The 22,193-nt window shown below is 57.4% G+C and carries 18 protein-coding genes; 15 read left to right on the forward strand and 3 right to left on the reverse strand.

Going from position 1 to position 22,193, the window contains the following annotated elements; translation table 11 throughout:
* The first annotated feature begins 321 nt into the window (after window positions 1-321).
* The 5 genes from ACO0LO_RS14535 (at window position 322) to ACO0LO_RS14555 (ending at window position 6,729) form a co-directional block, all read left to right on the forward strand.
* Complete coding sequence (locus ACO0LO_RS14535) at window positions 322-744, forward strand: response regulator (RefSeq protein WP_422964945.1); 423 nt, start codon at window positions 322-324, stop codon at window positions 742-744.
* A gap of 114 nt (window positions 745-858) precedes the next feature.
* Window positions 859-1,686, forward strand: coding sequence for a CheR family methyltransferase (locus ACO0LO_RS14540; protein WP_422964946.1), 828 nt, complete (start codon window positions 859-861; stop codon window positions 1,684-1,686).
* Between the two features lie 11 nt (window positions 1,687-1,697).
* Window positions 1,698-2,288 (forward strand): chemotaxis protein CheB, encoded by a 591-nt coding sequence (locus ACO0LO_RS14545; RefSeq protein ID WP_422964947.1) that lies wholly within the window; start codon window positions 1,698-1,700, stop codon window positions 2,286-2,288.
* The gene (locus tag ACO0LO_RS14550; RefSeq protein WP_422964948.1) at window positions 2,285-3,406 is read left to right on the forward strand and encodes a hybrid sensor histidine kinase/response regulator; all 1,122 of its coding nucleotides are present in this window, start codon (window positions 2,285-2,287) and stop codon (window positions 3,404-3,406) included. Before ACO0LO_RS14545 ends, ACO0LO_RS14550 begins: the two co-directional genes overlap by 4 nt.
* On the forward strand, window positions 3,403-6,729 hold the full coding sequence (locus ACO0LO_RS14555; RefSeq protein WP_422964949.1) for a PAS domain S-box protein: 3,327 nt from the start codon (window positions 3,403-3,405) through the stop codon (window positions 6,727-6,729). The genes ACO0LO_RS14550 and ACO0LO_RS14555 overlap by 4 nt, the downstream gene beginning before the upstream one ends.
* 460 nt (window positions 6,730-7,189) lie before the next feature.
* Here the strand turns inward: ACO0LO_RS14555 and ACO0LO_RS14560 are convergent, their stop codons facing one another.
* Complete coding sequence (locus ACO0LO_RS14560; protein WP_422964950.1) at window positions 7,190-7,387, reverse strand: hypothetical protein; 198 nt, start codon at window positions 7,385-7,387, stop codon at window positions 7,190-7,192.
* Between the two features lie 542 nt (window positions 7,388-7,929).
* On the opposite strand from ACO0LO_RS14560, the gene ACO0LO_RS14565 reads away from it, so the two are divergent.
* From ACO0LO_RS14565 to ACO0LO_RS14610, 10 genes are all read left to right on the forward strand, one after another.
* The gene (locus ACO0LO_RS14565; RefSeq protein WP_422964951.1) at window positions 7,930-8,367 is read left to right on the forward strand and encodes a hypothetical protein; all 438 of its coding nucleotides are present in this window, start codon (window positions 7,930-7,932) and stop codon (window positions 8,365-8,367) included.
* Window positions 8,368-8,590: 223 nt separating this feature from the next.
* Window positions 8,591-8,887: an ArsR/SmtB family transcription factor gene (locus ACO0LO_RS14570; protein WP_422964952.1), complete on the forward strand. Its 297-nt coding sequence runs from the start codon at window positions 8,591-8,593 to the stop codon at window positions 8,885-8,887.
* 97 nt (window positions 8,888-8,984) lie between these two features.
* Window positions 8,985-10,061, forward strand: a complete 1,077-nt coding sequence (locus tag ACO0LO_RS14575; RefSeq protein WP_422964953.1) for an alkene reductase — start codon at window positions 8,985-8,987, stop codon at window positions 10,059-10,061.
* 152 nt (window positions 10,062-10,213) lie between these two features.
* On the forward strand, window positions 10,214-11,428 hold the full coding sequence (locus ACO0LO_RS14580) for an MFS transporter (protein ID WP_422964954.1): 1,215 nt from the start codon (window positions 10,214-10,216) through the stop codon (window positions 11,426-11,428).
* A gap of 376 nt (window positions 11,429-11,804) precedes the next feature.
* Window positions 11,805-12,776, forward strand: a complete 972-nt coding sequence (locus ACO0LO_RS14585; RefSeq protein WP_422964955.1) for a zinc-dependent alcohol dehydrogenase family protein — start codon at window positions 11,805-11,807, stop codon at window positions 12,774-12,776.
* Between the two features lie 105 nt (window positions 12,777-12,881).
* Window positions 12,882-14,474, forward strand: coding sequence for a class I adenylate-forming enzyme family protein (locus ACO0LO_RS14590; RefSeq protein WP_422964956.1), 1,593 nt, complete (start codon window positions 12,882-12,884; stop codon window positions 14,472-14,474).
* Window positions 14,475-14,742: 268 nt separating this feature from the next.
* Window positions 14,743-16,455, forward strand: coding sequence for a methyl-accepting chemotaxis protein (locus tag ACO0LO_RS14595; protein WP_422964957.1), 1,713 nt, complete (start codon window positions 14,743-14,745; stop codon window positions 16,453-16,455).
* Between the two features lie 185 nt (window positions 16,456-16,640).
* Window positions 16,641-18,308, forward strand: a complete 1,668-nt coding sequence (locus ACO0LO_RS14600) for an acid phosphatase (protein WP_422964958.1) — start codon at window positions 16,641-16,643, stop codon at window positions 18,306-18,308.
* A 148-nt stretch (window positions 18,309-18,456) separates the two neighbouring features.
* Window positions 18,457-20,163 (forward strand): methyl-accepting chemotaxis protein, encoded by a 1,707-nt coding sequence (locus ACO0LO_RS14605; protein WP_422964959.1) that lies wholly within the window; start codon window positions 18,457-18,459, stop codon window positions 20,161-20,163.
* Between the two features lie 58 nt (window positions 20,164-20,221).
* Window positions 20,222-20,809 carry a TetR/AcrR family transcriptional regulator gene (locus ACO0LO_RS14610; protein ID WP_422964960.1) on the forward strand — a complete coding sequence of 196 codons (588 nt, stop codon included), beginning with the start codon at window positions 20,222-20,224 and terminating at the stop codon, window positions 20,807-20,809.
* A gap of 40 nt (window positions 20,810-20,849) precedes the next feature.
* Here ACO0LO_RS14610 and ACO0LO_RS14615 read toward each other — a convergent pair whose 3' ends face one another.
* The gene (locus tag ACO0LO_RS14615) at window positions 20,850-21,488 is read right to left on the reverse strand and encodes a glutathione S-transferase family protein (protein WP_422964961.1); all 639 of its coding nucleotides are present in this window, start codon (window positions 21,486-21,488) and stop codon (window positions 20,850-20,852) included.
* Between the two features lie 96 nt (window positions 21,489-21,584).
* The gene (locus tag ACO0LO_RS14620; RefSeq protein ID WP_422964962.1) at window positions 21,585-22,187 is read right to left on the reverse strand and encodes a TetR family transcriptional regulator; all 603 of its coding nucleotides are present in this window, start codon (window positions 22,185-22,187) and stop codon (window positions 21,585-21,587) included.
* Between the last annotated feature and the right edge of the window lie 6 nt (window positions 22,188-22,193).

Below are 22,193 nucleotides of genomic sequence, written 5' to 3' on the forward strand. Positions count from 1 at the left end.
CAAAATTTATTTTTTTGCATACTGTATGTTTGCTGAAACTTCTGTTATCAACTACCACACTTGAAAAAATTTTGTAGTCTTCATCCTACATTCCCTTGGGCAAGTGGCTGCTGGCAGAACCAGATGGCGCGCCTTATCATGCAAAAGAATATACGTGCCAAAACTGTGCGCTAACGCTGTACTGGCGCATACGCGATATTGTGCGATATTTATTGCGCAGTATGAGGTTTTGATGCGGGTGCAAATGACACGACGGCTGCATCAGCGGACTCCGTTGTCGTTATACTCAGGATACTTACAATTTAACCAGCTCAGCACATCATGCATTTTGACCATAACGACGCCGCCAACGGCCAGGCTGACGCGAATTCTTCAGGCGCCGAAGGTGAGGGGCTGCGCATAATGGTGGTTGAGGACAACCTGAACTTGAAAGACATGTTGTGCGACATGCTGGAGCTGCTGGGTCAGGCGCCGCAAGGCGCGGGTGATGCCGAGCAGGCGCTGGTGCTGGCGGAACAACAGGCCTTCGACGTGCTGCTTACCGATGTCAGCCTGCCCGGCATGTCCGGCATAGAGTTGGCCAAGCAGCTGCTGGTGAAACAGCCGGATATCCAGGTTGTATTTGCCTCGGGATACGGGGCGCAAATGGTGCAGCACCTTAAATTCAAAAGCCGCGTTTTACCGAAACCGTATGACGTCGTGCAGATACAGCAATTGCTCGCAGGGCTGTCCAGAATTACCTGACAGCCGGTACGCAGCATCCCCGATTGATCCTCTACGAAGGCCGCCTTGATGCGGCGCTGAAACGCGGGGGAAAGGAATGGAAACAGGCCGTCAGGCCGGATCGTGGAGCGGAGTTTGGAAGCAGAATCGGACCAGGTATTTGACATAGAACTGAAGTTGCTGCTGGAAGCGATCTTGCTGCGCTACCAGCATGATTTCAGAAATTATTCCGTTGCTTCATTGCGCCGACGCATGGAGCAGGCGATGCAGCGTTTCGCCTGCAATACCTTGTCCCAACTGCAGGATAAGGTATTGCATGAGCCCGCGGTGTTTGCGCAGATGCTGCCATTCTTTACCGTGCAGGTCAGCGAGATGTTTCGCGATCCAGAATATTTCAAAGCCCTGCGCGAACAGGTCGTACCTGTATTAAAAACTTATCCTTCCATCAAGATCTGGGTGGCGGGGTGCAGCAGCGGCGAAGAGGTCTGGTCGCTGGCTATCCTGCTGGAGGAGGAGGGTTTGCTGGAACGCACCATGCTGTATGGCACCGACATTAATCCCGACGCACTGAAAATCGCCGAAGCCGGCATTTATGCAGCAGACAGGCTGGCGCAGTTCAGCACCAGTTATCAGTTGGCCGGCGGCAGGAAGTCGCTGTCGGAGTATTACACTGCTGCTTATAAGGGCGCAATTTTCGACCGCCGCCTGCGCCAGCAACTTGTATTTGCCGACCATAGCCTGGCGACCGATAGCGTGTTTTCGGAGGTGCACCTGGTGTCCTGCCGCAATGTGCTGATCTATTTCAACCGCGAATTGCAGGACAGGGCTGCGGCGCTGTTTCATGAAGCGCTGGTCAACCGGGGCTTTCTCGGACTGGGTATGAAGGAAAGCTTGCGCTTCAATGCACAGGCCGGCAACTTCTGCGAGTTCTCGCGGCATGAAAAAATCTATCAGCGCATTTAGGAAGCATCGGCATGGAAAACGAGATACAGCTGATCGCAATCGGCGCTTCTGCAGGCGGTGTGGAGGCCCTGGGAATACTGCTGCAAGCCTTGCCGCCGGATTGCGGGTGCGCGGTGGCGATCGTCCTGCACATGCCTCCCGACAGGAGCAGCCTGCTGCCAGAGCTATACCAGCCGCGCTGCGCGCTGCGCATCAAGGAAGTGGAGGACAAAGAGCCGGTGCAGGCTGGCACAGTGTATTTTGCTGCGCCCAATTACCATATGCTGATTGAACCTGATTTCACTTTTTCATTATCGATGGATGCGCCCGGCAATTATTCTCGCCCTGCGATTGATTTTTTACTGGATTCTGCAGTGCACGCGTACCGCCAACGAATGCTGGCGATTATACTGACAGGCGCCAGCATTGATGGCGCAGCGGGCCTGAAAGAGGTCAGGGCGCGTGGTGGCCTGGGGTGGGTGCAGGATCCGCAACAGGCCGCATCGCCTGTCATGCCGGCCGCGGCGATAGCGCTGGCCGGCGCCGACCGCATCATGAGCCTTGCAGAAATGGCGGCGGATCTGGCCGCCTGGAAAAATAACATACCGAAGACCTACAAGTGACTGCTCCCATACCTATCCTGGTTGTTGACGATACCCAGCAAAACCTGACTGCGGTAGAAGCGCTGCTGTCCCGCCCTGATATCGTCATCCTGAAAGCATCTTCCGGTGCGGAGGCGCTGGAATTGCTGCTGGTGAAAGAAGTGGCCCTTGCATTGATCGACGTGCAGATGCCGAATATGGATGGATTTGAGCTGGCGGAGTTGATACGCGGCAGCGAACGCACGCGTTCCATTCCGCTTATTTTTCTGACAGCAGCCACGCGCGAACCCAGCTACAGTTTCAGGGGCTATGAGGCCGGGGCGGTGGATTTCCTGTTCAAGCCCATTGACGGCAAGGCGCTGATCAGCAAGGTCAATGTCTTCGTTGAGCTGTATCAGCAGAGGAAACTGCTGTCCAGCCAGCTTGAGGAACTGCGCCACTCGCTGCACCTGAATGAAATGTTCACGGCGGTGCTGGGGCACGACCTGCGTACTCCTTTGTCTGTTGTCATGAATGGCGCCATGCTGCTGCCGATGATGACGGATCATCCGAAAGTGAAAGTGACTGCCGGACGCATAGAGTCCAGCGCGCGCCGTATGGCGCAGATGGTGGACCAGCTGCTGGATCTGGCCAGGATACGTTCCGGCGGTTTGCAACTGGACCAGAGCGTCGCCAATTATGAAGAGCTGTGCCGCGGCATGGTGGAAGAGTTGCATTTGTCCGCCAAGGAATCCAGGATCAGCCTGCACAGCAGCGGCGACGTCAGCGGCAGCGTAGACGCCTGCCGTTTTGAACAGGTCATCGGCAATCTGCTGAACAACGCATTGCAGCACGGCGAGCCGGGACAGCCGGTCTCGCTGCAGATAGATGGCAGCGACAGGGACTGGATCGTGCTGAAGGTCGGGAATCGGGGCGTTATCGACGCGCAGCAGCTACCGCTGATTTTCAAACCTTTCCATCAGGGCAGCGACCGCCGCAATCCTTCGCAGGGACTGGGCCTGGGCTTGTATACCGTCAGCAAATTCATTGGCGCACACGGCGGCACTGTGGAAGTGGATTCCACTCCTGAGCACGGTACGGTGTTCACGTTGCGGATGCCGCGACGTCGGACAGCCGTGGAAAGCGTCCTGGCATTATGAATACGACAGCGCTACGGGGCGGTGAAGCCGGCGAACTGATACGGCGCTTTGACTGGACGCGGACCACGTTGGGCGCAATGGACAGCTGGCCGCAGGCCTTGCGGACGGTAGTGGATATTATGCTCAATTCCGACGTGGCAATGGTTCTGATGTGGGGGCCGGAGCATGTCATGCTTTACAACGACAACTATGCGCCGATTGCCGGACGGCGCCATCCGCAGGCATTGGGCGGCAAGGTTGAATCCACCTGGCCGGAAATCTGGGACTGGAACCAGCGTGTCATTGAAGCCGGCTTTCGCGGAGAGTCGCAGTCTTACCAGCGGGTGAATCTGGCCGTGGAGCGGAATGACGTATCGGAAGAGGTCTGGTTCGATCTGTTTTACACTCCCGTGCGCGGGGATGGCGGCGACATCGGCGGCGTGCTATGCACGGCGATTGAAATTACCGAACAAATCCGTGCCGAGCAAAGCCAGCAACTCGCCAATGCAGAACTGAATAGGCTGAACCGCCTGCTGGAAGATGAAAAGAGTGTCGTCAAGGCGGCCAATTCCAGCCTGAGCGCCGAGACGGGGCTGCTGCGCGAGCTGTTCCAGCAGGTTCCCAGTTTCATGGCGGTGTTGCGCGGGCCGGACCACGTGTTCGAACTCGCCAACAAGCCCTATCTGCAACTGATAGGCAACCGCGAAGTGGTAGGGAAAGGCGTGGAAGAGGCCTTGCCTGAGATCAGGGGGCAAGGTTTCATTGATTTGCTGGATCGTGTCTACGCCACGGGAGAACCGTATGTAGGCAAGCATGCCAAAGTCATCCTCAAAAGCGACGGCGACGGGCCCTTGCGGCAGCGTTTTGTCGATTTCGTGTATCAACCCATTCGCAGCGCAAACGGAGAAATATCCGGCATCTTCATCGATGGCCTGGACGTGACCGAACGTACCGCCACCGAAGAGCGTCTGCGCATCGCACAGCAGGCGGGCGGTATAGGCAGCTTTGAATGGTTTCCCGGCACCGGAATGATGGTCGTCTCGGATACGTACCGGCAGCTCTTCGGCATTGCCGACGGCGCCGAAGTTACCGCCGACTTGTTGACCAGCCTGGTGCACCAGGAAGATCGCGCAAAAATAGGCCCGGTTCGATTTCTGAACAATGAAAATCCGCTTGCTTATGCCGAATACCGTATTACCCGTCTTGATAATGGGGAGCTGCGCTGGATTGCGCGCCAGGGTGAAGTGATCGGCAGCGACACGCTGGAATTGCAGCGCTATGTGGGCGTGGCGCTGGACATCACTGAACGCAAGGAGATTGAGCAGGCTTTGCGTGCCAGTGAAGACAGGCTGAAAGCGATATTCGGCCAGGCTTCCGTGGGCTTGTCCGAGCTGGACCTGGCAGGCGGATTCAAGCGTGTCAACGGCGCGCTATGCCGCATGCTGGGCCGTCCCGAAGAAGAGCTGCTGAGGCTGAACATGAACGACATCATTCATCCCGACGACATGCAGGGAAATGCGCTCAAGTTCCGCCGCCTGGTGGAAACAGGCGAGGCATTTACACTGGAAAAACGCTACCTCAAGCCGGGCAATACTTACGTATGGGTGTCGAGCAGCGTCAGCCGGCTGGTGGACGAACACGGGCAAGCGCAGGCGCTGATTGCTGTCAAAACCGACATCACCGAACGCCGCCGCATAGAAGAAGCGTTGCGCGAGATGAACGAAACCCTGGAGCAGCGTGTCGCTGACGAAGTCGCGCAACGGGCCAAGGCGGAAGATGCGCTCCGGCAAGCGCAAAAAATGGAGGCCGTTGGCCAGCTGACGGGTGGAGTTGCGCATGATTTTAATAATGTGTTGCAGATCATTTCCGGCAATCTGCAGCTGATGCGCCTGCATTCCGGCAGCGACAGTATTGCGCAAAGACGGCTGGACACTGCGATAGCGGCGGTCGAGCGCGGTGCAAAATTGTCCATGCACCTGCTTGCCTTTGCGCGCCGCCAGCCTCTGCAGCCGGTGGTCGCGGATCTGGGCCGGCTGGTGCGCAATATGGATGAGTTGCTGCGCCGTGCCCTGGGCGAGGCGATAGAGATCGAAACTGTCGTCAGCGGCGGGTTGTGGAATGTGCTGATCGACCCCGGCCAGATTGAGAACGTGATCCTGAACCTGGCCATCAATGCCCGCGACGCCATGAAGGGCGATGGCAAGCTCACGATAGAACTGGGGAATGCAATGCTGGATGACTACTATGTGCAAAGCGTCCCTGATTTGCCGGCCGGCCAGTATGTGATGCTGTCGGTATCGGACACGGGCTGCGGCATGTCTGCCGAGATAGTGGAAAAAGCGTTTGAACCTTTCTTCACGACCAAGCCGGAGGGCGAGGGCACTGGCCTGGGCCTCAGCATGGCATACGGTTTTGTCAAGCAAAGCCGTGGCCACATCAAGATCTATAGCGAGCCCAAGCAGGGAACGACAATCAAGATTTACCTGCCGCGTTCGCTGCAGGCCGAGGTGGAAATTCCCGGCGTGCTGACCGGGCCGGTGGTGGGCGGCACTGAGACCATACTAGTGGTGGAAGATGATGCGGGCGTGCGCACCACGGTTGTCGACATGCTGACGGCGCTGGGCTACCGTGTACTGAAGGCAGAAAACGGCGAAAGTGCGCTGGTGATCCTCAAAAGCGGCGTACCCATCGATTTGCTGTTTACCGACGTGGTGATGCCGGGGCCGGTGCGCAGCCCCGATCTGGCGCGGCAGGCGAAGGAAGTGTTGCCTGACATTGCAGTACTGTTTACATCCGGCTACACGCAGAATGCCATCGTGCACGGCGGGCGCCTGGACCCCGGCGTGGAGTTGCTCAGCAAGCCGTACCAGCGAGAGGAACTGGCGCGCAGGCTCAGGCATATCCTGGCAAACCGTCAGCAGAAGATGCAGGCGCGGTTATTTTCTTCCGGCGAGCGCACCGGCGTCGCAACAGTGTCATCCGAACCTGCGGCAAGTGCGTTAAAGGTACTAGTAGTCGAGGATGATCTGGATTCGCAACAGATGGTGTGCGAGTTGCTGGGCATGCTGGGCCATAGCGCTACCGGCCTGTCCGACGCGGAAGAGGCGTGGGAATTATTGACCAGGGGAAACTTCGACATCCTTTTTACCGACGTCAGCCTGCCCGGTATTTCCGGTGTGGAACTGGCAAAGAAAGTCGTGCGCAACAAGCCGGAAATGCGGGTGATTTTTTCCACCGGCTACGGCAAGGAGTCGCTGGACAATATAGGTTTCAAGGCCAGCATGCTGCGTAAGCCTTATGATTTGATGCAATTGAAGGCGGCGCTTGAAACTGGCGGAGAGTAACAAGCGAATAGAAGCAGAAAACGGCAGGCGCGCAGAATAGACTCCGCGCATAGCGGCAGGCATCCAGTACTGTCAGGATGCCTGGCATAAAGCAGGGATGCAGGGCTGCGGAGAATTGCAGAAATGTTCAGAATGGCGAGTACGATCTAATGCGATAGAAGGCACAATGCGGCCAATGCAAGCATGGGTACGCCAAATAGCCAGAGGACGGCAAGTTTATGCATGATGGACTCCTTTCCTGGACAACAAATGATTTTCCGTTGCACATTGCGTGCACATTACGTATTGCGCAGCGGATGGTTTTAAGTGCAGTGTAATGTTGGTGTGCAATGTTCGAAGTGCTGAACAGAGCGTCAAAACATCGGTAATTATCGGTAATTAATAGAAACTAACGTAACTGGGCAACATGACAGCGTAATGACGTATTCGCCCGACGTCCGATGTCTGATGTCCGACCCCGTTAACCGCGGCTGTCGCTGATGCTGCGTCCGGGATGGCTTCTGCTCATCCGCATAGGCGCTCTGGCGGGCGCGGAAGTTTGTCCGGCGCCTTGTGCCGATGGCAATCCCGCAGCGGCAGAAACTGAATTCGGCTGCGCCTGCACATTGTTCGAGGAAGTACCGGCCTTGCCGGACAGGGTGCTGTGTTTGGTTTCCATGATGCCTCGCAAAATATCGTTGGTAGCTGTATCAAATTGTAATTAGCTTTGATTTCTCTAACTACCGGACGAAAACTTTGCAGTGTGTAGGAGCAGTCCGATGCAGCTTGATTAATTGTTAAGGCATTGCTTCACACGAGCAGCTGGAGTGCGAAATTTCGCTAAATGGCGCTTAATCTGTCTCATTCATGCAATTGCCAGGCAAACCATCCTGTCATTTGTTGCCTGTCTTGTAAGCTTGAGGTAAATTCAAAGACGCAGAATTAATTCCAGACTGAAACAGGCAGCGCCAATATAAAAAAAACAGGCCTGTAAAAGTTGAAAGCAGTCGGCAAGCAGAAACAATTCGGGTCAGCCACAGAGTGTGTGGCGCCTCCAAGGACTTCAATTGAAGTAAGTTTATTCAGACCGGTGACCGGTGGATTTGAATGAGCGAGTTTGGTAGCCGGTCGAATTTGATTGCAGTAACAATGGAGATTGCATAAACGGGGACACTCGTCCCGGTGATTTATGCGATGCGAATACAATAAGGGAGACATACGATGAAAAAATTATTACTGGTTCTGGCACTTCCACTGGCAGCAATGTCTGCACAAGCTCAAACAGCAGCATCCAGTGCTTCGGCATCGGCGACAGCGCCTGTTGGAAAAACCCGCGCTGAAGTGAAAGCTGAAACACGTGCCGCTAATAGCAAAGGCGAGCTGAACAAGAATCTGGACCTGGATCCTATTCCTGTCAAAGCCAACAAAACCGGCGGCAAGCCGCGTTCCGAAGTGAAGGCTGAAACACGCGCAGCCAATACCAAGGGTGAATTGAATAAAAACCTGGACCTCGATCCGGTACCCGTCAAGGAAGGCGACAAAACAGCCGGCAGGACACGCGCCGACGTGAAAGCGGAAACCAAGGCTGCCGGTAAAGCCGGCGAACTGAACAAAAATATCGACCTGGATCCGATTCCGGTTTCCAACAAAAAGAAATAATAGGAGATCAGCAGAGAGGAGGAAGTTCGCCGATCTGCAATTCTCACAGAGACGGGCCGCAACTGCGGTCCGTTTTTTTTCGCCTCCAGGGTTTTTCGGGTCATTTTTCCAGGCAGGAAGTGCGTATTTATCGCACTGCAGCATCGATTCGGGTTCGCGTGTATAGTTCTATATATCGAGATATTTAGATATATAGATTTAAGTAATAAACAAGTGAGACATCATGGATGTAGATGAAATCATCAAGGCCTTATCCAACCCAGCCAGGCGCGAAATTCTTGCCTGGCTGAAGGATCCGTGCGGCAATTTCCCTGAGCAGAGCAATGCTCTGGAGCTTGGCGTTTGCGCCGGGCAGATCAACCGCCGCTCCGGTTTGTCGCAATCGACCATTTCTTCGCATCTGGCTTTGCTGGAGAGGGTGGGACTGATTTCCAGCCACCGTATCGGCCAGTGGGCCTATTTCAAGCGCGATGAAGAGGCGATACAGGCCTTTTTGAATGCAATGAATCAGCAACTGTAGTCTGAAAACGCGGCGGTATTTCTCGGTATTTCCGCGTGGCGCCAGACTCATTTTTAAATGCAGCACCGAATCAACTTTTAACTGGAGAAATTCAAGCATGGCTAGCCTATTCGACCCTATCACCATTGGTGAATTGCAACTTCCTAACCGTATCATCATGGCGCCGCTGACCCGCTGCCGCGCCGATGAAGGCCGTGTGCCAAATGAACTGATGGCGCAATATTATGCGCAGCGCGCCGGTGCCGGCCTGATCATCAGCGAAGCCACTTCAGTCGCGTCCATGGGCGTCGGCTATCCCGATACACCAGGCATCTGGTCCGATGCGCAGGTAGAGGGCTGGAAAAAAATCACCAGCGCAGTACATGCCGGCGGCGGCAAGATCGTGATGCAGTTGTGGCATGTAGGCCGTATTTCCGACCCCAGCCTGCTGAACGGCGAACTGCCGGTTGCGCCTAGCGCGATTGCGGCAACAGGCCACGTCAGCCTGCTGCGTCCGAAAAGGGAATACGTAACGCCGCGTGCGCTGGAAACCAGTGAGATCCCCGGCATCGTTGAAGCCTACCGCAAAGGTGCGGAAAACGCGAAAAAAGCAGGTTTCGATGGCGTGGAAATCCATGGCGCTAACGGCTACCTGCTGGACCAGTTCCTGCAGACCAGCACCAACCACAGGACGGACCAGTACGGCGGCTCCGTGGAAAACCGCGCGCGCCTGATGCTGGAAGTGACCGACGCCGCTATCTCGGTATGGGGCGCAGGCCGCGTAGGCATGCACCTGGCGCCGCGTACCGATGCGCACGCCATGGGCGATGCCAATCCGCTGGAAACCTTCAGCTATGTTGCCAAGGAATTGGGCAAACGCGGCATCGCTTTTATTTGCGCACGCGCATCGGAAGGTGACGACAAACTGGGCCGTACCTTGAAAGACTTGTTCGGCGGCGTCTATATCGCCAATCAAGGCCTGAGCAAAGACAGTGCCCAGGCAATACTGGACAAGGGCGATGCAGATGCGGCCGCTTTCGGCGTGCTGTATATTGCCAACCCTGACCTGGTTCAGCGTTTCGCTGTCAATGCGTCGCTGAATACGCCGAATCCGCAAACCTTCTATCCAGTGGATATTCCGGCGCCGGTGGGCTACATCGACTACCCGGCAATGCGGGAAGCCAAGGCAGCCTGATGCGGTAGCAGCGCCTGTAATGTGCGGATTGCCTTTGCAGTAGAAGTATTCCCTGCGGTGTGCCGGTATGACCGTCACACCGCAGGGTGTTGTATCGATAGCCTGTGTTCCGTGGCGGATTTCGCAGCGTCCAGGCGGGTTCAAGGAAAATCATGAGTTCATCCCCCTCTGTTGCAATACACGTTGAAAACAAGATGACGCGTGGCATGGTGCTGCTGTTTGCGTTCTGTTGCGGCGCGATTGTGGCCAATATTTATTATGCACAGCCGATCATAGAATTGATTGCTCCCGATATCGGGCTGTCGGCACATTCCGCCAGCCTGGTGGTCTCGCTGACGCAGATAGGCTATGCGTTCGGCCTGTTTTTCCTGGTGCCGCTGGGCGACCTGCTGGAAAACCGGCGCATGATGATTGTCACTGTCCTGGTGGCCGTAGCCAGCCTTATTTGCGCCGCCTTTGCACACCAGGCCAGCGTGTTCCTGCTGGTGTCGCTGCTGATCGGCTTCAGTTCGGTGTCGGTGCAGATGCTGATTCCATTGGCAGCCCATCTGGCGCATGAAGAATCGCGCGGCAGGGTCGTGGGCAGCATCATGGGCGGCCTGCTGTTGGGCATATTGCTGGCGCGGCCTGTGTCCAGCTTTGTTGCAGATCATTTCGGCTGGCGTACGGTATTCGGCGGCGCATCGGTGCTGATGGCGGTCATTGCCGTCGTGCTGGCAACTACGATGCCGAAGAGACAGCCACAGCATACGGCCAGCTACGGCCAGTTGCTGGCGTCCCTGGGCAGCCTGTACAAAAAGATGCCGGTATTGCGCCAGCGGGCCTTTTACCAGGCTTGCATGTTTGCATCGTTCAGCCTGTTCTGGACCGCGGTGCCGCTGGAATTGGCGCGCCGCTACGGTTTTTCGCAATCGCAGATTGCGCTTTTTGCACTGGTGGGCGCCACCGGTGCGATCGCGGCGCCATTTAGCGGGCGTCTGGCTGATGCCGGCCACTCGCGCATCGCGACCCGACTGTCTTTGCTGTTCGGCGCGCTCAGCTTTGCGCCTGCACTGATCCATCCGGCTTTCGGCGTCATCGGCCTGGGTGTTACTGGGGTAATGCTGGACTTCTGTGCGCAGATGAACCTGGTTGTGGGCCAGCGTACCGTATATGCGCTGGACGCCACCAGCCGCAGCCGCCTGAACGGCCTGTACATGACCAGCATTTTCATCGGCGGCGCCATCGGTTCGGCACTGGCCAGTATCCTGTACGACAAAGGCGGCTGGACGTGGATTGCGATTGCAGGCAGCATCTTCCCGCTACTGGCGCTAGGCCGCTTCATGCTGGATGACGCGGCGGACAAGGCGGCTGCCCGCACTGCCTGATGCAGTCTCCAGTTTCGGTACGGCCGTAAATGCCCGCATGATGTATGCGGGCATTTTTTTTTGCACACTCGCTCCTTTTAGGGCCGGAACAGACTGTTTCTATTCTGTGCACAAAACTCGCTTGACCCTTCAAATGATGTTCACTATGATTAATTTTATTAATTGCAGTTGAAATTAATATTGCAATTGGTAAAAACCAGGACGCCACCGCAGCAGGCTTTGCCCGTGATTCTTTTTCTTGCAGCTGGGCTTCTTATGTTTCATTGTTTTAGGTGGCGTTATTTCCGCTTCCCGCCGCATGAAGTGCGGTGGCAGGCTGGCAACTCCACCGCTATATCATTTACTTTTGCCTATTTATATTAAAGGACATCACATCATGCGCGCTGCACAACTTATTGCTTATGGAAACCCCGCCGACAATATTCAGTTTGCCGACGTCCCCGAACCTGCCGCTCCCGGCGCAGGACAAGTATTGATCGGTGTCGAGTATGCACCGGTGGACCTGAGCGACCTGCTGGTTGCGCGCGGTGTCTATCCCGTGCGTCCGGCGCTGCCTAGCGTTATCGGCAATGAGGGTGTCGGCCGCGTACTGGCCGTCGGTGCGGACGTGCACAATGTAAAACCCGGCGACCGCGTACTGGCACCTTATTATAGTTTTACCTGGAACGAGCGCGTTGTGGCGCCGGCCGCCGGCCTGTTCGCATTGCCACGGGAGGCAGATCCACAGCAGTTGGCGATGCTGAGCATCAATCCGCCCACGGCAGCGCTGATGCTGAGCGAATATGTGGATCTGAAACCGGGCGAATGGGTGGTGCAGAACGCCGCCAATTCCGGCGTTGGCCGCGCAGTAATTGCCTTTGCAAAAGCGCGCGGGCTGAAGACCGTCAATCTCGTCCGCCGGGCTGAGCTGGTCGGCGAACTGCAACAGGCCGGTGGCGACTTGGTGCTGCTGGACACGCCGGAGGCAGCGGAAGCCGTCAAAAGTGCGCTGGACGGCGCAGCGCCGCGGCTGGCGATAGATGGTGTCGGCGGAGCATCGACCACCACACTGGCGACGGTGCTGGGTACGGGCGGCACCATTGTCAGCTACGCCGCGACGAGCCGTACACCGCTGGCGGTGAATTCGCGCGATATCATTTTCAAGCGTCTGACGCTGCGCGGTTTCTTTTTGTCCGCCCCTGAATTTGCTGCAAAAATCCAGCCGGCGCTGGAACAGGGCGCTGCGCTGATTGCCGACGGCAGCTTGTATACGCCGATTTCCGGAATCTATCCTTTGTCCGCCATCAAGGAGGCGATTGCCCATGTTGAACGGGGAGGCAAGGTGATGCTGGACATCGCTGCCGCCTGATTCTTCCGGCACTGCAGCTTACCTGCAGGGTGGAATGCGGCGAGGCATTCCACCCTGTTTCATTTTGTCTGTTAAGCTAATAAAAACAACATGGAGACGAGACGAATGAACCAGCATGAACAGGCAATACAGGACTTACTCGCAAAAGACTTCGGCACCATCCCCGACCTGATACGCGCGCACGCCAGCTTCAGGCCGCAGCATCCGGCCTTCATCCAGGACGGCATCACGCTGGACTACGAGGCGCTGGACCGGCGCATGGATCAGGTCGCGGCATCGCTGCAGCGCGATGGCGTCAAGCCTGCCGAATCCATCGCCATCTGCGCCTATACCTCGATTGACTATGCCGTCGCTTTCCTGGGCAGCCTGCGCGCCGGAGTGACAGTAGCGCCGCTGGCGCCTTCTTCCAGCGCGGAAAGCCTGGTGGCGATGATGAAGGACGCCGGCGCCAAAGCGCTGTTCCTTGATGGTGCTGTGGCGGAGCAGCTGGAGCCGGTGGCAGGCCAGATAGACATTCCCCGTATCAGGCTGGACGCCGATGCTGATGGACACGCTGGCGCCAATAAGGCCGCCAGCGAATTCGACAACTGGCTGGCCGCGCCCGGGCAGCGTCCGAAGGCAGTGGATATCCAGCCGGGCTGGGCTTTCAACATCATCTATTCCTCCGGTACTACCGGCACGCCCAAGGGCATCATGCAGCCCAATTTCATGCGCTGGGGTCACGTGCAGCGCGGCGCCGTACACGGTTACGGCATCAATGCGGTGACACTGCTGTCCACGCCGCTGTATTCGAATACCACGCTGGTCAGCTTTTTTGCCACATTGGCGCTCGGCGGATCGGTGCTGCTGATGGCGAAGTTCGAGGCCAATGCCTATCTGGCGCTGGCCGAAAAACACAAAGCCACGCATACGATGCTGGTGCCTGTACAGTACCAGCGCCTGATGGCTGTGCCCGATTTCGACCGTTACGATCTGTCCTCCTTCCACATGAAGTTTTGCACCAGCGCGCCTTTTTCCGCGCCGCTGAAGGCAGACATCCTGCGCCGCTGGCCGGGTGGCCTGATTGAATACTATGGCATGACCGAAGGCGGCGTCAGCTGCATCCTGATCGCACATGAGCACCCTGACAAGCTGCATACCGTGGGCGTGGCTTCACTAGGCGGGGAGATACGCCTGATCGATGAAGAGGGCAAGGAAGTAGCGGCAGGGGAGCCGGGCGAGATCGTCGGCTATTCGCCGGCGATGATGACCGGCTATCACAACCAGCCGTCCAAGACCCGCGACGCCGAATGGTACGATCCGTCCGGCAGGCGCTTCATCCGTTCCGGCGACCTCGGCCGTTTCGACAGCGACGGCTTCCTGCTGCTGTTCGACCGCAAAAAAGACATGGTTATTTCCGGCGGTTTCAATATCTATCCCAGCGACCTGGAAGCCGTATTGCGCCAGCATGAAGATATCGCCGATGCCGCCGTTGTCGGCGTGCCGTCGGAACGCTGGGGCGAAACGCCCGTGGCCTTTGTCGTAGCCAGGCCTGGTTCTTCAGCCGGTAGTGAAACCTTGCTGGCATGGGCCAATGAGCGCCTGGGCAAGATGCAAAGGCTGAGCGCGCTGGAGCTGACCGATGTATTGCCGCGCAGTGCGATAGGCAAGGTGCTCAAGCGCGAATTGCGGGATGCTTACAAGGGTACGGTGGCCTGAACTTTCTACTTCTGCTGTAAGGAAAAGGCTGACTCCCACGCTGTGGAGCCAGCCTTTTTTATGTGCATTTTGCCAAGTACGTTTTTATTGGCTTCTCTATACGCCCCGTCGTATCAGGCTGTCTGATGCAAAACCTGCGCTTTAAGGCTGGTTTCCGCGAGGAAATAATGTTAAACTTCGTTACAGTAGGCTGAGAAATTACGCCCTTAGCAAACCCATGTAAATCTACTTCCGAAAGCTGATGATGAACTGGTTTCTTGATTTAAAAATGGCAACGAAACTGCTGCTGTCCTTTATCGTCGTACTGTTATTGACGGCCCTGTTGAGTATTTTTTCCATGGTTGAATTGGCAAAAGTAAACCAGAACGCCGTTGAAATGCGCACCAACTGGCTGCCCAGCGTGCGCTCCGTACTGGGTATGAAGAGCGACCTGGCCTTGTTCCGTTCGCAGGAATTGCAGCATTTGCTATCCAGTACCGATGCCGACTGGACCTCCTACGAGAAAAAAATGGCGACCACGCTGGAAAGTTTCCAGAAAAACCGTGACATTTATCAGAAGCTGATCGATTCCAAAGAAGAAAAAGAGACTTATCAAGAATTTAGCAATACCTTCGACCAGTTCATGGCCGACCATGCGAAGATCGTCGCGCTTTCCCGCGCAGACAATGCCGACGAAGCCAAAGCGCTGAGCCGCGGACACTCCACCAAGATGAATTCCGACCTGCGCACGCAGATCGAAAAACTGATACAGATCAATATGGACCAGTCCAACCTGTCCGGCGATGCGGCGAATGCAGTGTATGCCGGCGCCCGCATGTGGATTTTCGGCCTGCTGCTGGCGGCAATCGTCATCGGCCTTGGCCTTGCCATCTGGATCGCCAGGGTCATTTCGCGTCCGCTGAGCCATGCGGTGAAGATTGCCCAGACGGTTGCCTCCGGCGACCTGACCAGCAACATAGAAGTCCGCTCCAGGGATGAAACCGGCCAGCTGACACAGGCGCTGAAGGACATGAACCAGAGCCTGGTTGACATCGTCGGCCAGGTATCCAGCGGCACGGGCGCGATAGCCAGCGCGTCCAGCCAGATCGTTGCCGGCAACCTGGACCTGTCGGCACGCACCGAACAGCAAGCCAGTTCGCTGGAAGAGACGGCCTCGTCGATGGAAGAGCTGACGTCCACCGTCAAGCAGAATGCTGACAACGCGCGGCAAGCCAACCAGCTGGCGGTATCCGCATCCGAAGTGGCGGAGCGCGGCGGCGCGGTGGTGATGCAGGTCGTGGAAACGATGGACTCGATCGACCAGTCTTCCAAGAAGATCGTGGATATCATCAGTGTCATTGACGGCATCGCTTTCCAGACCAATATCCTGGCGCTGAACGCGGCAGTGGAAGCGGCGCGCGCCGGCGAGCAGGGGCGCGGCTTTGCCGTGGTGGCGACGGAAGTGCGCAACCTGGCGCAACGCAGCGCCAGCGCCGCAAAGGAAATCAAGTCGCTGATCGGCGATTCAGTGGAAAAAGTGGAAGTCGGCGGCAAGCTCGTGGCGCAGGCCGGCAAGACCATGGATGAGATCGTTGCCAGCGTCAAGCGCGTGACCGACATCATGAATGAGATTACCTCGGCCAGCCAGGAGCAGACGGCCGGCATAGAACAGATCAACCAGGCCGTGACTGAGATGGACACCGTCACCCAGCAGAATGCGGCGCTGGTGGAAGAAGTGGCGGCAGCGGCAGAAAGCATGCAGGGCCAGGCCAACAATCTGGCGAAAGTGGTCGGCGTCTTCAAGCTTCAGCAACCGATGAACCAGGCAACGTATGGGCAGCCGCAAGTTGTGCCGGTGCGTGCCCGGCCCGTGGCCGTGCAGGCCAAGCCTGTCACCCGCGCTGCGCGGGCATTGCCTGCGGCCCGTCCGCAGCCGGCTGCACGCGCTGCCGCCTCCGCGCGCGGCAAAGCCGACGCCGTAGATGAATGGGAAGAGTTCTGATGGCGAGTCGGCCTGACGGTGCCGGCATTTGAAGAAAAGCCCGCGCAAGCGGGCTTTTTTATGCACAAGACAGCGGCTGTCCGTTTTTCCAGCGCGCCGTCACATGCCGGTAACACATGGGCGTTGATGGAAATGCTATATTAGCCGATCGATATCTTTGATACGCCACTTTGCGAGGAGCCAGAATGCCAGACCAACCCACCACCAACCAGGACGACAAGCCTAGCCATCCGGCGGACCCTTCGCGCCGCCGCCTGCTGCAGGCCGCAGCCGCAGCGGGTGTCGTGGGCACGGTGCCTGCCATCGGGGAAGCGGTGACACCGCGGCCCAGCAGGATAGTTCCCGGTCCGCTGGATGCCAAGCTGAAGGCGCATATCAAGCATGTCGTCGTCATCTACCTGGAAAACCGCAGCTTCAACAACCTGTTTGGCAATTTCCCCGGCGTCAGCAAGCCATTGTCGGAAGTGCCTGCTGCAAGTTATGCGCAGAAGGACAGAGACGGCTCCGTGCTGCCAAGCCTGCCCAAGGTGTGGGGCGGCATGGTGCCGCGCGGACAGAATCTGGGCGGCAAGCATTACATGATAGGCGAGGAGCAGATCAGCGGCTTGCCGAATGCGCCGTTTGCACTGAAAGATGCGGAAGGCCTGCCTCTGCCGGAATCCGTGATTACCCGCGATCTGTGGCATCTGTTTTACCAGAACCAGATGCAGATCAACAATGGCAAGAATGACCAATTCGTGGCATGGGCCGACTCGGGCGGCCTGGTGATGGGCCATTACGGCGAAACAGACAAGAACCTCGATTTGTGGAAAATCGCCCAGCAATACACGCTATGCGACAATTTTTTCATGGCGGCGTTTGGCGGTTCCTACCTGAACCACCAGTTCCTGATCTCCGGCCGCACGCCGGAATATTTTGACGCCGCCAATACGCCGGCAAAAAAGAAGATCGCAGTTACCGAAGACGGCCCCACAGGTGTGCGGCTGGCGGCCGCTGCCGACAATCCCGCCTCCGCGCTGGCGGGCCGGCCGAAGTTTGTCAGCGATGGCGCCATCACTCCGGACGGCTATGCCGTCAATACGATGGCGCCTCCTTATCAGCCCAGCTATATCAAGCCGGCGCCAGGCGGCGACAGCATGCTGGCCGATCCGCAAGATCCGAGCACGTTGCCGCCGCAAACCTATAACACGATAGGCGACCTGCTGTCGCAAAAAGGCGTGAGCTGGGCCTGGTATGGCGGTGCATGGCAGGTAGCGTTGAACTACAAGGGCGGCGGAGAAAAACCGAACTTCCAGTACCATCACCAGCCGTTTAACTACTTCAAGCAGTTCGCACCGGGCTCCGCAGCGCGCTCGGAACATCTGCGCGATGGCGGCCTTGGCGACAGCCCCATCTCCAACAAATTCCTTGCCGACGTTGTTGCCGGCAATCTGCCTGCAGTGACGTTCTACAAGCCGCAGGGTAATTTGAACATGCATGCCGGCTATTCGGATATTGAATCGGGCGACCAGCACGTAGCCAACGTACTGGAACACCTGAAGAAGAGCCCGCAATGGAAGGACATGCTGGTCGTGGTGACTTTTGACGAGAACGGCGGCTGGTGGGACCACGTTGCGCCGCCCAAGGGCGACCGCTGGGGGCCCGGTTCCAGGATTCCGGCGATTATCGTTTCCCCCTATGCGAAGAAGGCTAATGTCGATCACAGCTTCTACGATACGACGTCCATCCTGCGTTTCATTACGCGCCTGCACGGCTTGCCTTTGCTGGAAGGCCTGAAAGTGCGTAACGACGCTTTTGCCGCGCGCGGCGCCTTGCCTCCCGGCGACCTCACGGGCGCGCTCAGCTTCGCCTGATCTTTGGCTGGCATACCGTGAATGTATCGTTGATATGGATACATTCGCGGTGTGTCCCTGCCGCAAAAAAAGATAGCTTAAATTTAATTTCCTGCCGTTTCAGTCGCTTATAATTGTTAATAATTTGTAATTAACATGGAGATAAGCGATGCGCATTTCGGATTGGAAGATAGGCACCCGCCTTGGCATGGGTTTTACCTCTGTATTGCTGTTGATGGTAGTCATGACCTGCGTCAGCATCTGGCGCCTGCAAGGTGTGGGCAACGCCACGGACGGCATGGTGAAAGCCGATCTGGTCAAGGAGAGGCTGGCCACGGAATGGTTGAAATCCGTCGATACCAATGGCATACGCACGCTTGCCCTGATCAAAAGCAATGATGCTGAAGACCAGAAATTTTTCCAGAAGCAGATCGACGACCAGAAAGTCCGCGTGTCTGAAATCCAGAAACAGCTGGAACAGATGATTCACACCGATGCCGGAAAGCGCCTGTTTGCGGATGTGGGCGAACAGAGGAAAGTTTACTTCGCCATCCGCGACCATGTGTTCGAGTTGAAAAAGGCGGGTAACGAAGAAGCGGTCAAGAGCGAGACGGTATCCAAGATGCTGCCGGCGATGAACGCCTATTCCAGTAGCGTAGGCAAGCTGGTCGAATACCAGATGAATCTGATCAACAATACGGCGACTGGCATCGGTAATGATTTCTCATCCGGCCGCATGCTGATCATTGGACTGGGCATTGCCGCCATTGTAGTAGGCGCCGTTTTTTCATGGCGGCTGGCTGCCGGCATTACCGGTCCCATGGGGCATGCGGTCAATGCCGCCGAGGCTGTCGCCGCGGGCGACCTGACGACTGACGTCAAAGCCCGCTCGCAGGACGAAACCGGACAATTGCTGGGTGCGCTGAAGAGCATGAACGACAGCCTGCTGAAAATTGTCAGCCAGGTCAGAAGCGGCACCGATGCGATTGCAACGGCATCGGCGGAAATTTCCACCGGCAATCTCGACCTTTCCGCTCGCACCGAGCAGCAGGCCAGCTCACTGGAAGAGACTGCGTCGGCGATGGAAGAGCTGACGTCGACGGTGAAACAGAATGCCGACAATGCAAAACAGGCCAACCAGCTCGCTGCGTCGGCATCCGGCATTGCGGTGGAGGGTGGCAATATCGTCAATGAGGTGGTGGCGACGATGGGTTCCATCAGCGAGTCATCCAAAAAGATCGTCGATATCATCAGCGTCATCGACGGCATTGCCTTCCAGACCAATATCCTGGCGCTGAACGCTGCGGTAGAAGCGGCACGCGCCGGTGAACAGGGGCGCGGCTTTGCCGTCGTGGCCAGCGAAGTCCGTAATCTGGCGCAGCGCAGTGCCGGCGCAGCCAAGGAAATCAAGAACCTGATCGACAGTTCTGTCGCCCAGGTAGGCGCGGGCACAAAACTGGTGGAGCAGGCGGGGGCAACAATGGCCGAGATCGTCGCCAGTGTGCAGCGGGTTTCCGATATTGTTGCGGAAATCAGTTCCGCCAGCCAGGAGCAAAGCACAGGCATAGAAGAAGTGAACCGTGCCATTGTGCAGATGGACGAGGCTACACAGCAGAATGCCGCGCTGGTCGAACAGGCTGCAGCAGCGGCGCAATCCATGCAGGATCAGGCGGCAGGGCTGGCGCAGGTTGTCAGCGTATTCAAGCTTGATGCTGCACACCTTGCCCCACATCCGGCGGCTGCAAGGCCGGTCGCATTGGCGAATGCAGCCAGGCCAGCGTGGCAGGCGGCGCCTGCGGCACGGAGAGCCGCACCGGCCAGGATAGCCAATGCCAAGCAGGGCGCCCAGGACAACGCGGACTGGGAAGAATTCTAGAAATTATCTCAGAAATGGACTGCGTTTATAATGCTCGCATCAATGGAAGGATTTTATTATGCGAGCGGGACGGCCACGCAGCTTCGATGTCGATAGCGCCTTGAACAATGCCTTGCAGGTATTCTGGAGAAAAGGGTATGAAGGCGCCTCGCTCAGTGACCTGACCGAGGCAATGAACATCAACCGGCCCAGCCTGTACGCTGCTTTCGGCAACAAGGAAGAATTGTTCCGCAAGGTGCTGGATCTGTATGGCGAGCTGCATTTCCCCATGTTCAGTGCCGCGATGGCACGGCCCAAGGCGCGCGACAGCATGCTGGCGCTGCTGCTGGGCATGGCAGATGCGCAAACCACGCCTGGCATGCCCACTGGTTGCCTGACGGTCACCGGTGGCCTGGCTTGCAGCGCGGATGCCGCGCCGGCGCAGGAAGAGCTGAATATGCGCCGCATCATGACTGAAACCACAATACGGGAAAGGCTGGATCAGGCTGCAGCCGAGGGTGATCTGCCCGCCGGCGAGAGCGCTGCAATGCTGGCCAAGTTCGTTACCGCACTGATCCAGGGCATGGCGGTGCAGGCCAGCAGCGGCGCAAAGCGCGAAGAATTGCACCAGCTGGCGCAGATGGCGATGCGCGCCTGGCCTGAGTAGTTAGGTAACCGGCGGCTGGCCGGCGTATTACTCTGCCGGCTCAGGGCAGGGCCGGCACCAGCATGCCGCGCTGTACCGCCGGGCGCTGGGCAATGTCATTCATCCAGCGCTGTATCGCCGGCTTGTTCGCCAGGCTTTTTCCTAATATCGGTTTCAGGAAAGTGGATGCAGCCAGTGTCCACGGATAAGTCGCGATATCGGCAATCGTGTACTGGCCGCCCGCCAGGTAAGGGTTGCCGCTCAGCCGGTTTTCCATGACATTCAGCAGGCGCTCGGATTCATCGCTAAAACGCTGGATGGCCAGCGGCGCTTTATCACTGCTGCGCACGCCGAAAAATCCCAGCTGTCCCAGCATCGGACCATAGCCGCCGATCTGCCAGTGCAGCCATTCCAGTGCGCTGTACCGGTCCGCGCCGGAAGCAGCCAGGAAGCGGCCGGTTTTTTCCGCCAGGTACGTCAGGATGGCGCCGCTCTCAAAAATTGTCAGCGGTCTGCCTTCCGCGTCGTGATCGACGATGGCGGGAATCTTGTTGTTCGGTGAAATGCTCAGGAATTCAGCTGAAAATTGTTCGCTCTTGCCGAGGTTGATGGGGTTGACCTCATACGGCAAACCGAGTTCTTCCAGCATGATGGAAATTTTGCGGCCGTTGGGCGTGGTCCAGGTATGCAGGGTAATCATGTCGTGTTCCACGCCGAAGGGGCGGCAGGGGTGCCGCAGTGCCGCGCTTGCTTCGGCGTCAGATGCGCCGCTTTATTGTACCGGCATTTACCCTCGCTAAGGCGCAGAACCAAGTTGCGCCAGTGCTGCGTCCGCCGCTGTCAGCAATTCTTCGGCGAATTCGGCATCGCTGCTGGAACGGGCCAGCATCATCGCTCCCGTCATCAGCGCGAGCGAGGCGAGGCCGCGCTCGCGGCGTTTTTTCTTGCTGAAGCCGTCGTGCATGACCGCAATCAGCGCATCGCCCAGGCGGCGCATGCCGGCAGTGAAGGCCTGGCGCAGCGGGCTGCTGTCCTCCTGCCGCATCGCGTCCGCCGCCAGTGTCGGCATGGGGCAGATATCGCTGAGCGTGGAGTGCTCAGACTTGTGCAGATATTTGCCGACGATCTCATGCAAGGCCGCATTTTTGGAATTCGCGTGGCGGCGGCCGATTTCTTCCCAATTCGCGACAGATCGTTCAAAGCTGAGGCTGCACGCTTCCGCTGCCAGTGCATCCTTGGATTCAAAGTGGCCATAGAAACCACCGTGCGTGACGCCGGCTTCCGCCATCAGGTCGGCCACGCCTATGCCGCCGACCCCGTGTTCCTTATAGAGCCGGGCCGCCGTTTCTACAATGTGTTTGCGGTTCAGCGCGGCTTGCTCTCTCGATACTCTGGGCATGTGTTT

It is taken from the genome of Undibacterium sp. TJN25, from assembly GCF_049339885.1.
In the GTDB taxonomy this organism is placed as follows: Bacteria; Pseudomonadota; Gammaproteobacteria; order Burkholderiales; family Burkholderiaceae_D; genus Undibacterium.

Bases quoted from the DNA above. Each gene is read 5' to 3' on its own strand.
- ACO0LO_RS14535 (WP_422964945.1), top strand. From the start codon at position 322: ATGCATTTTGACCATAACGACGCCGCCAACGGCCAGGCTGACGCGAAT.
- ACO0LO_RS14545 (WP_422964947.1), top strand. From the start codon at position 1,698: ATGGAAAACGAGATACAGCTGATCGCAATCGGCGCTTCTGCAGGCGGT.
- ACO0LO_RS14555 (WP_422964949.1), top strand. From the start codon at position 3,403: ATGAATACGACAGCGCTACGGGGCGGTGAAGCCGGCGAACTGATACGG.
- ACO0LO_RS14560 (WP_422964950.1), bottom strand. From the start codon at position 7,387: ATGGAAACCAAACACAGCACCCTGTCCGGCAAGGCCGGTACTTCCTCG.
- ACO0LO_RS14565 (WP_422964951.1), top strand. From the start codon at position 7,930: ATGAAAAAATTATTACTGGTTCTGGCACTTCCACTGGCAGCAATGTCT.
- ACO0LO_RS14570 (WP_422964952.1), top strand. From the start codon at position 8,591: ATGGATGTAGATGAAATCATCAAGGCCTTATCCAACCCAGCCAGGCGC.
- ACO0LO_RS14575 (WP_422964953.1), top strand. From the start codon at position 8,985: ATGGCTAGCCTATTCGACCCTATCACCATTGGTGAATTGCAACTTCCT.
- ACO0LO_RS14580 (WP_422964954.1), top strand. From the start codon at position 10,214: ATGAGTTCATCCCCCTCTGTTGCAATACACGTTGAAAACAAGATGACG.
- ACO0LO_RS14585 (WP_422964955.1), top strand. From the start codon at position 11,805: ATGCGCGCTGCACAACTTATTGCTTATGGAAACCCCGCCGACAATATT.
- ACO0LO_RS14590 (WP_422964956.1), top strand. From the start codon at position 12,882: ATGAACCAGCATGAACAGGCAATACAGGACTTACTCGCAAAAGACTTC.
- ACO0LO_RS14595 (WP_422964957.1), top strand. From the start codon at position 14,743: ATGGCAACGAAACTGCTGCTGTCCTTTATCGTCGTACTGTTATTGACG.
- ACO0LO_RS14600 (WP_422964958.1), top strand. From the start codon at position 16,641: ATGCCAGACCAACCCACCACCAACCAGGACGACAAGCCTAGCCATCCG.
- ACO0LO_RS14605 (WP_422964959.1), top strand. From the start codon at position 18,457: ATGCGCATTTCGGATTGGAAGATAGGCACCCGCCTTGGCATGGGTTTT.
- ACO0LO_RS14610 (WP_422964960.1), top strand. From the start codon at position 20,222: ATGCGAGCGGGACGGCCACGCAGCTTCGATGTCGATAGCGCCTTGAAC.
- ACO0LO_RS14615 (WP_422964961.1), bottom strand. From the start codon at position 21,488: ATGATTACCCTGCATACCTGGACCACGCCCAACGGCCGCAAAATTTCC.
- ACO0LO_RS14620 (WP_422964962.1), bottom strand. From the start codon at position 22,187: ATGCCCAGAGTATCGAGAGAGCAAGCCGCGCTGAACCGCAAACACATT.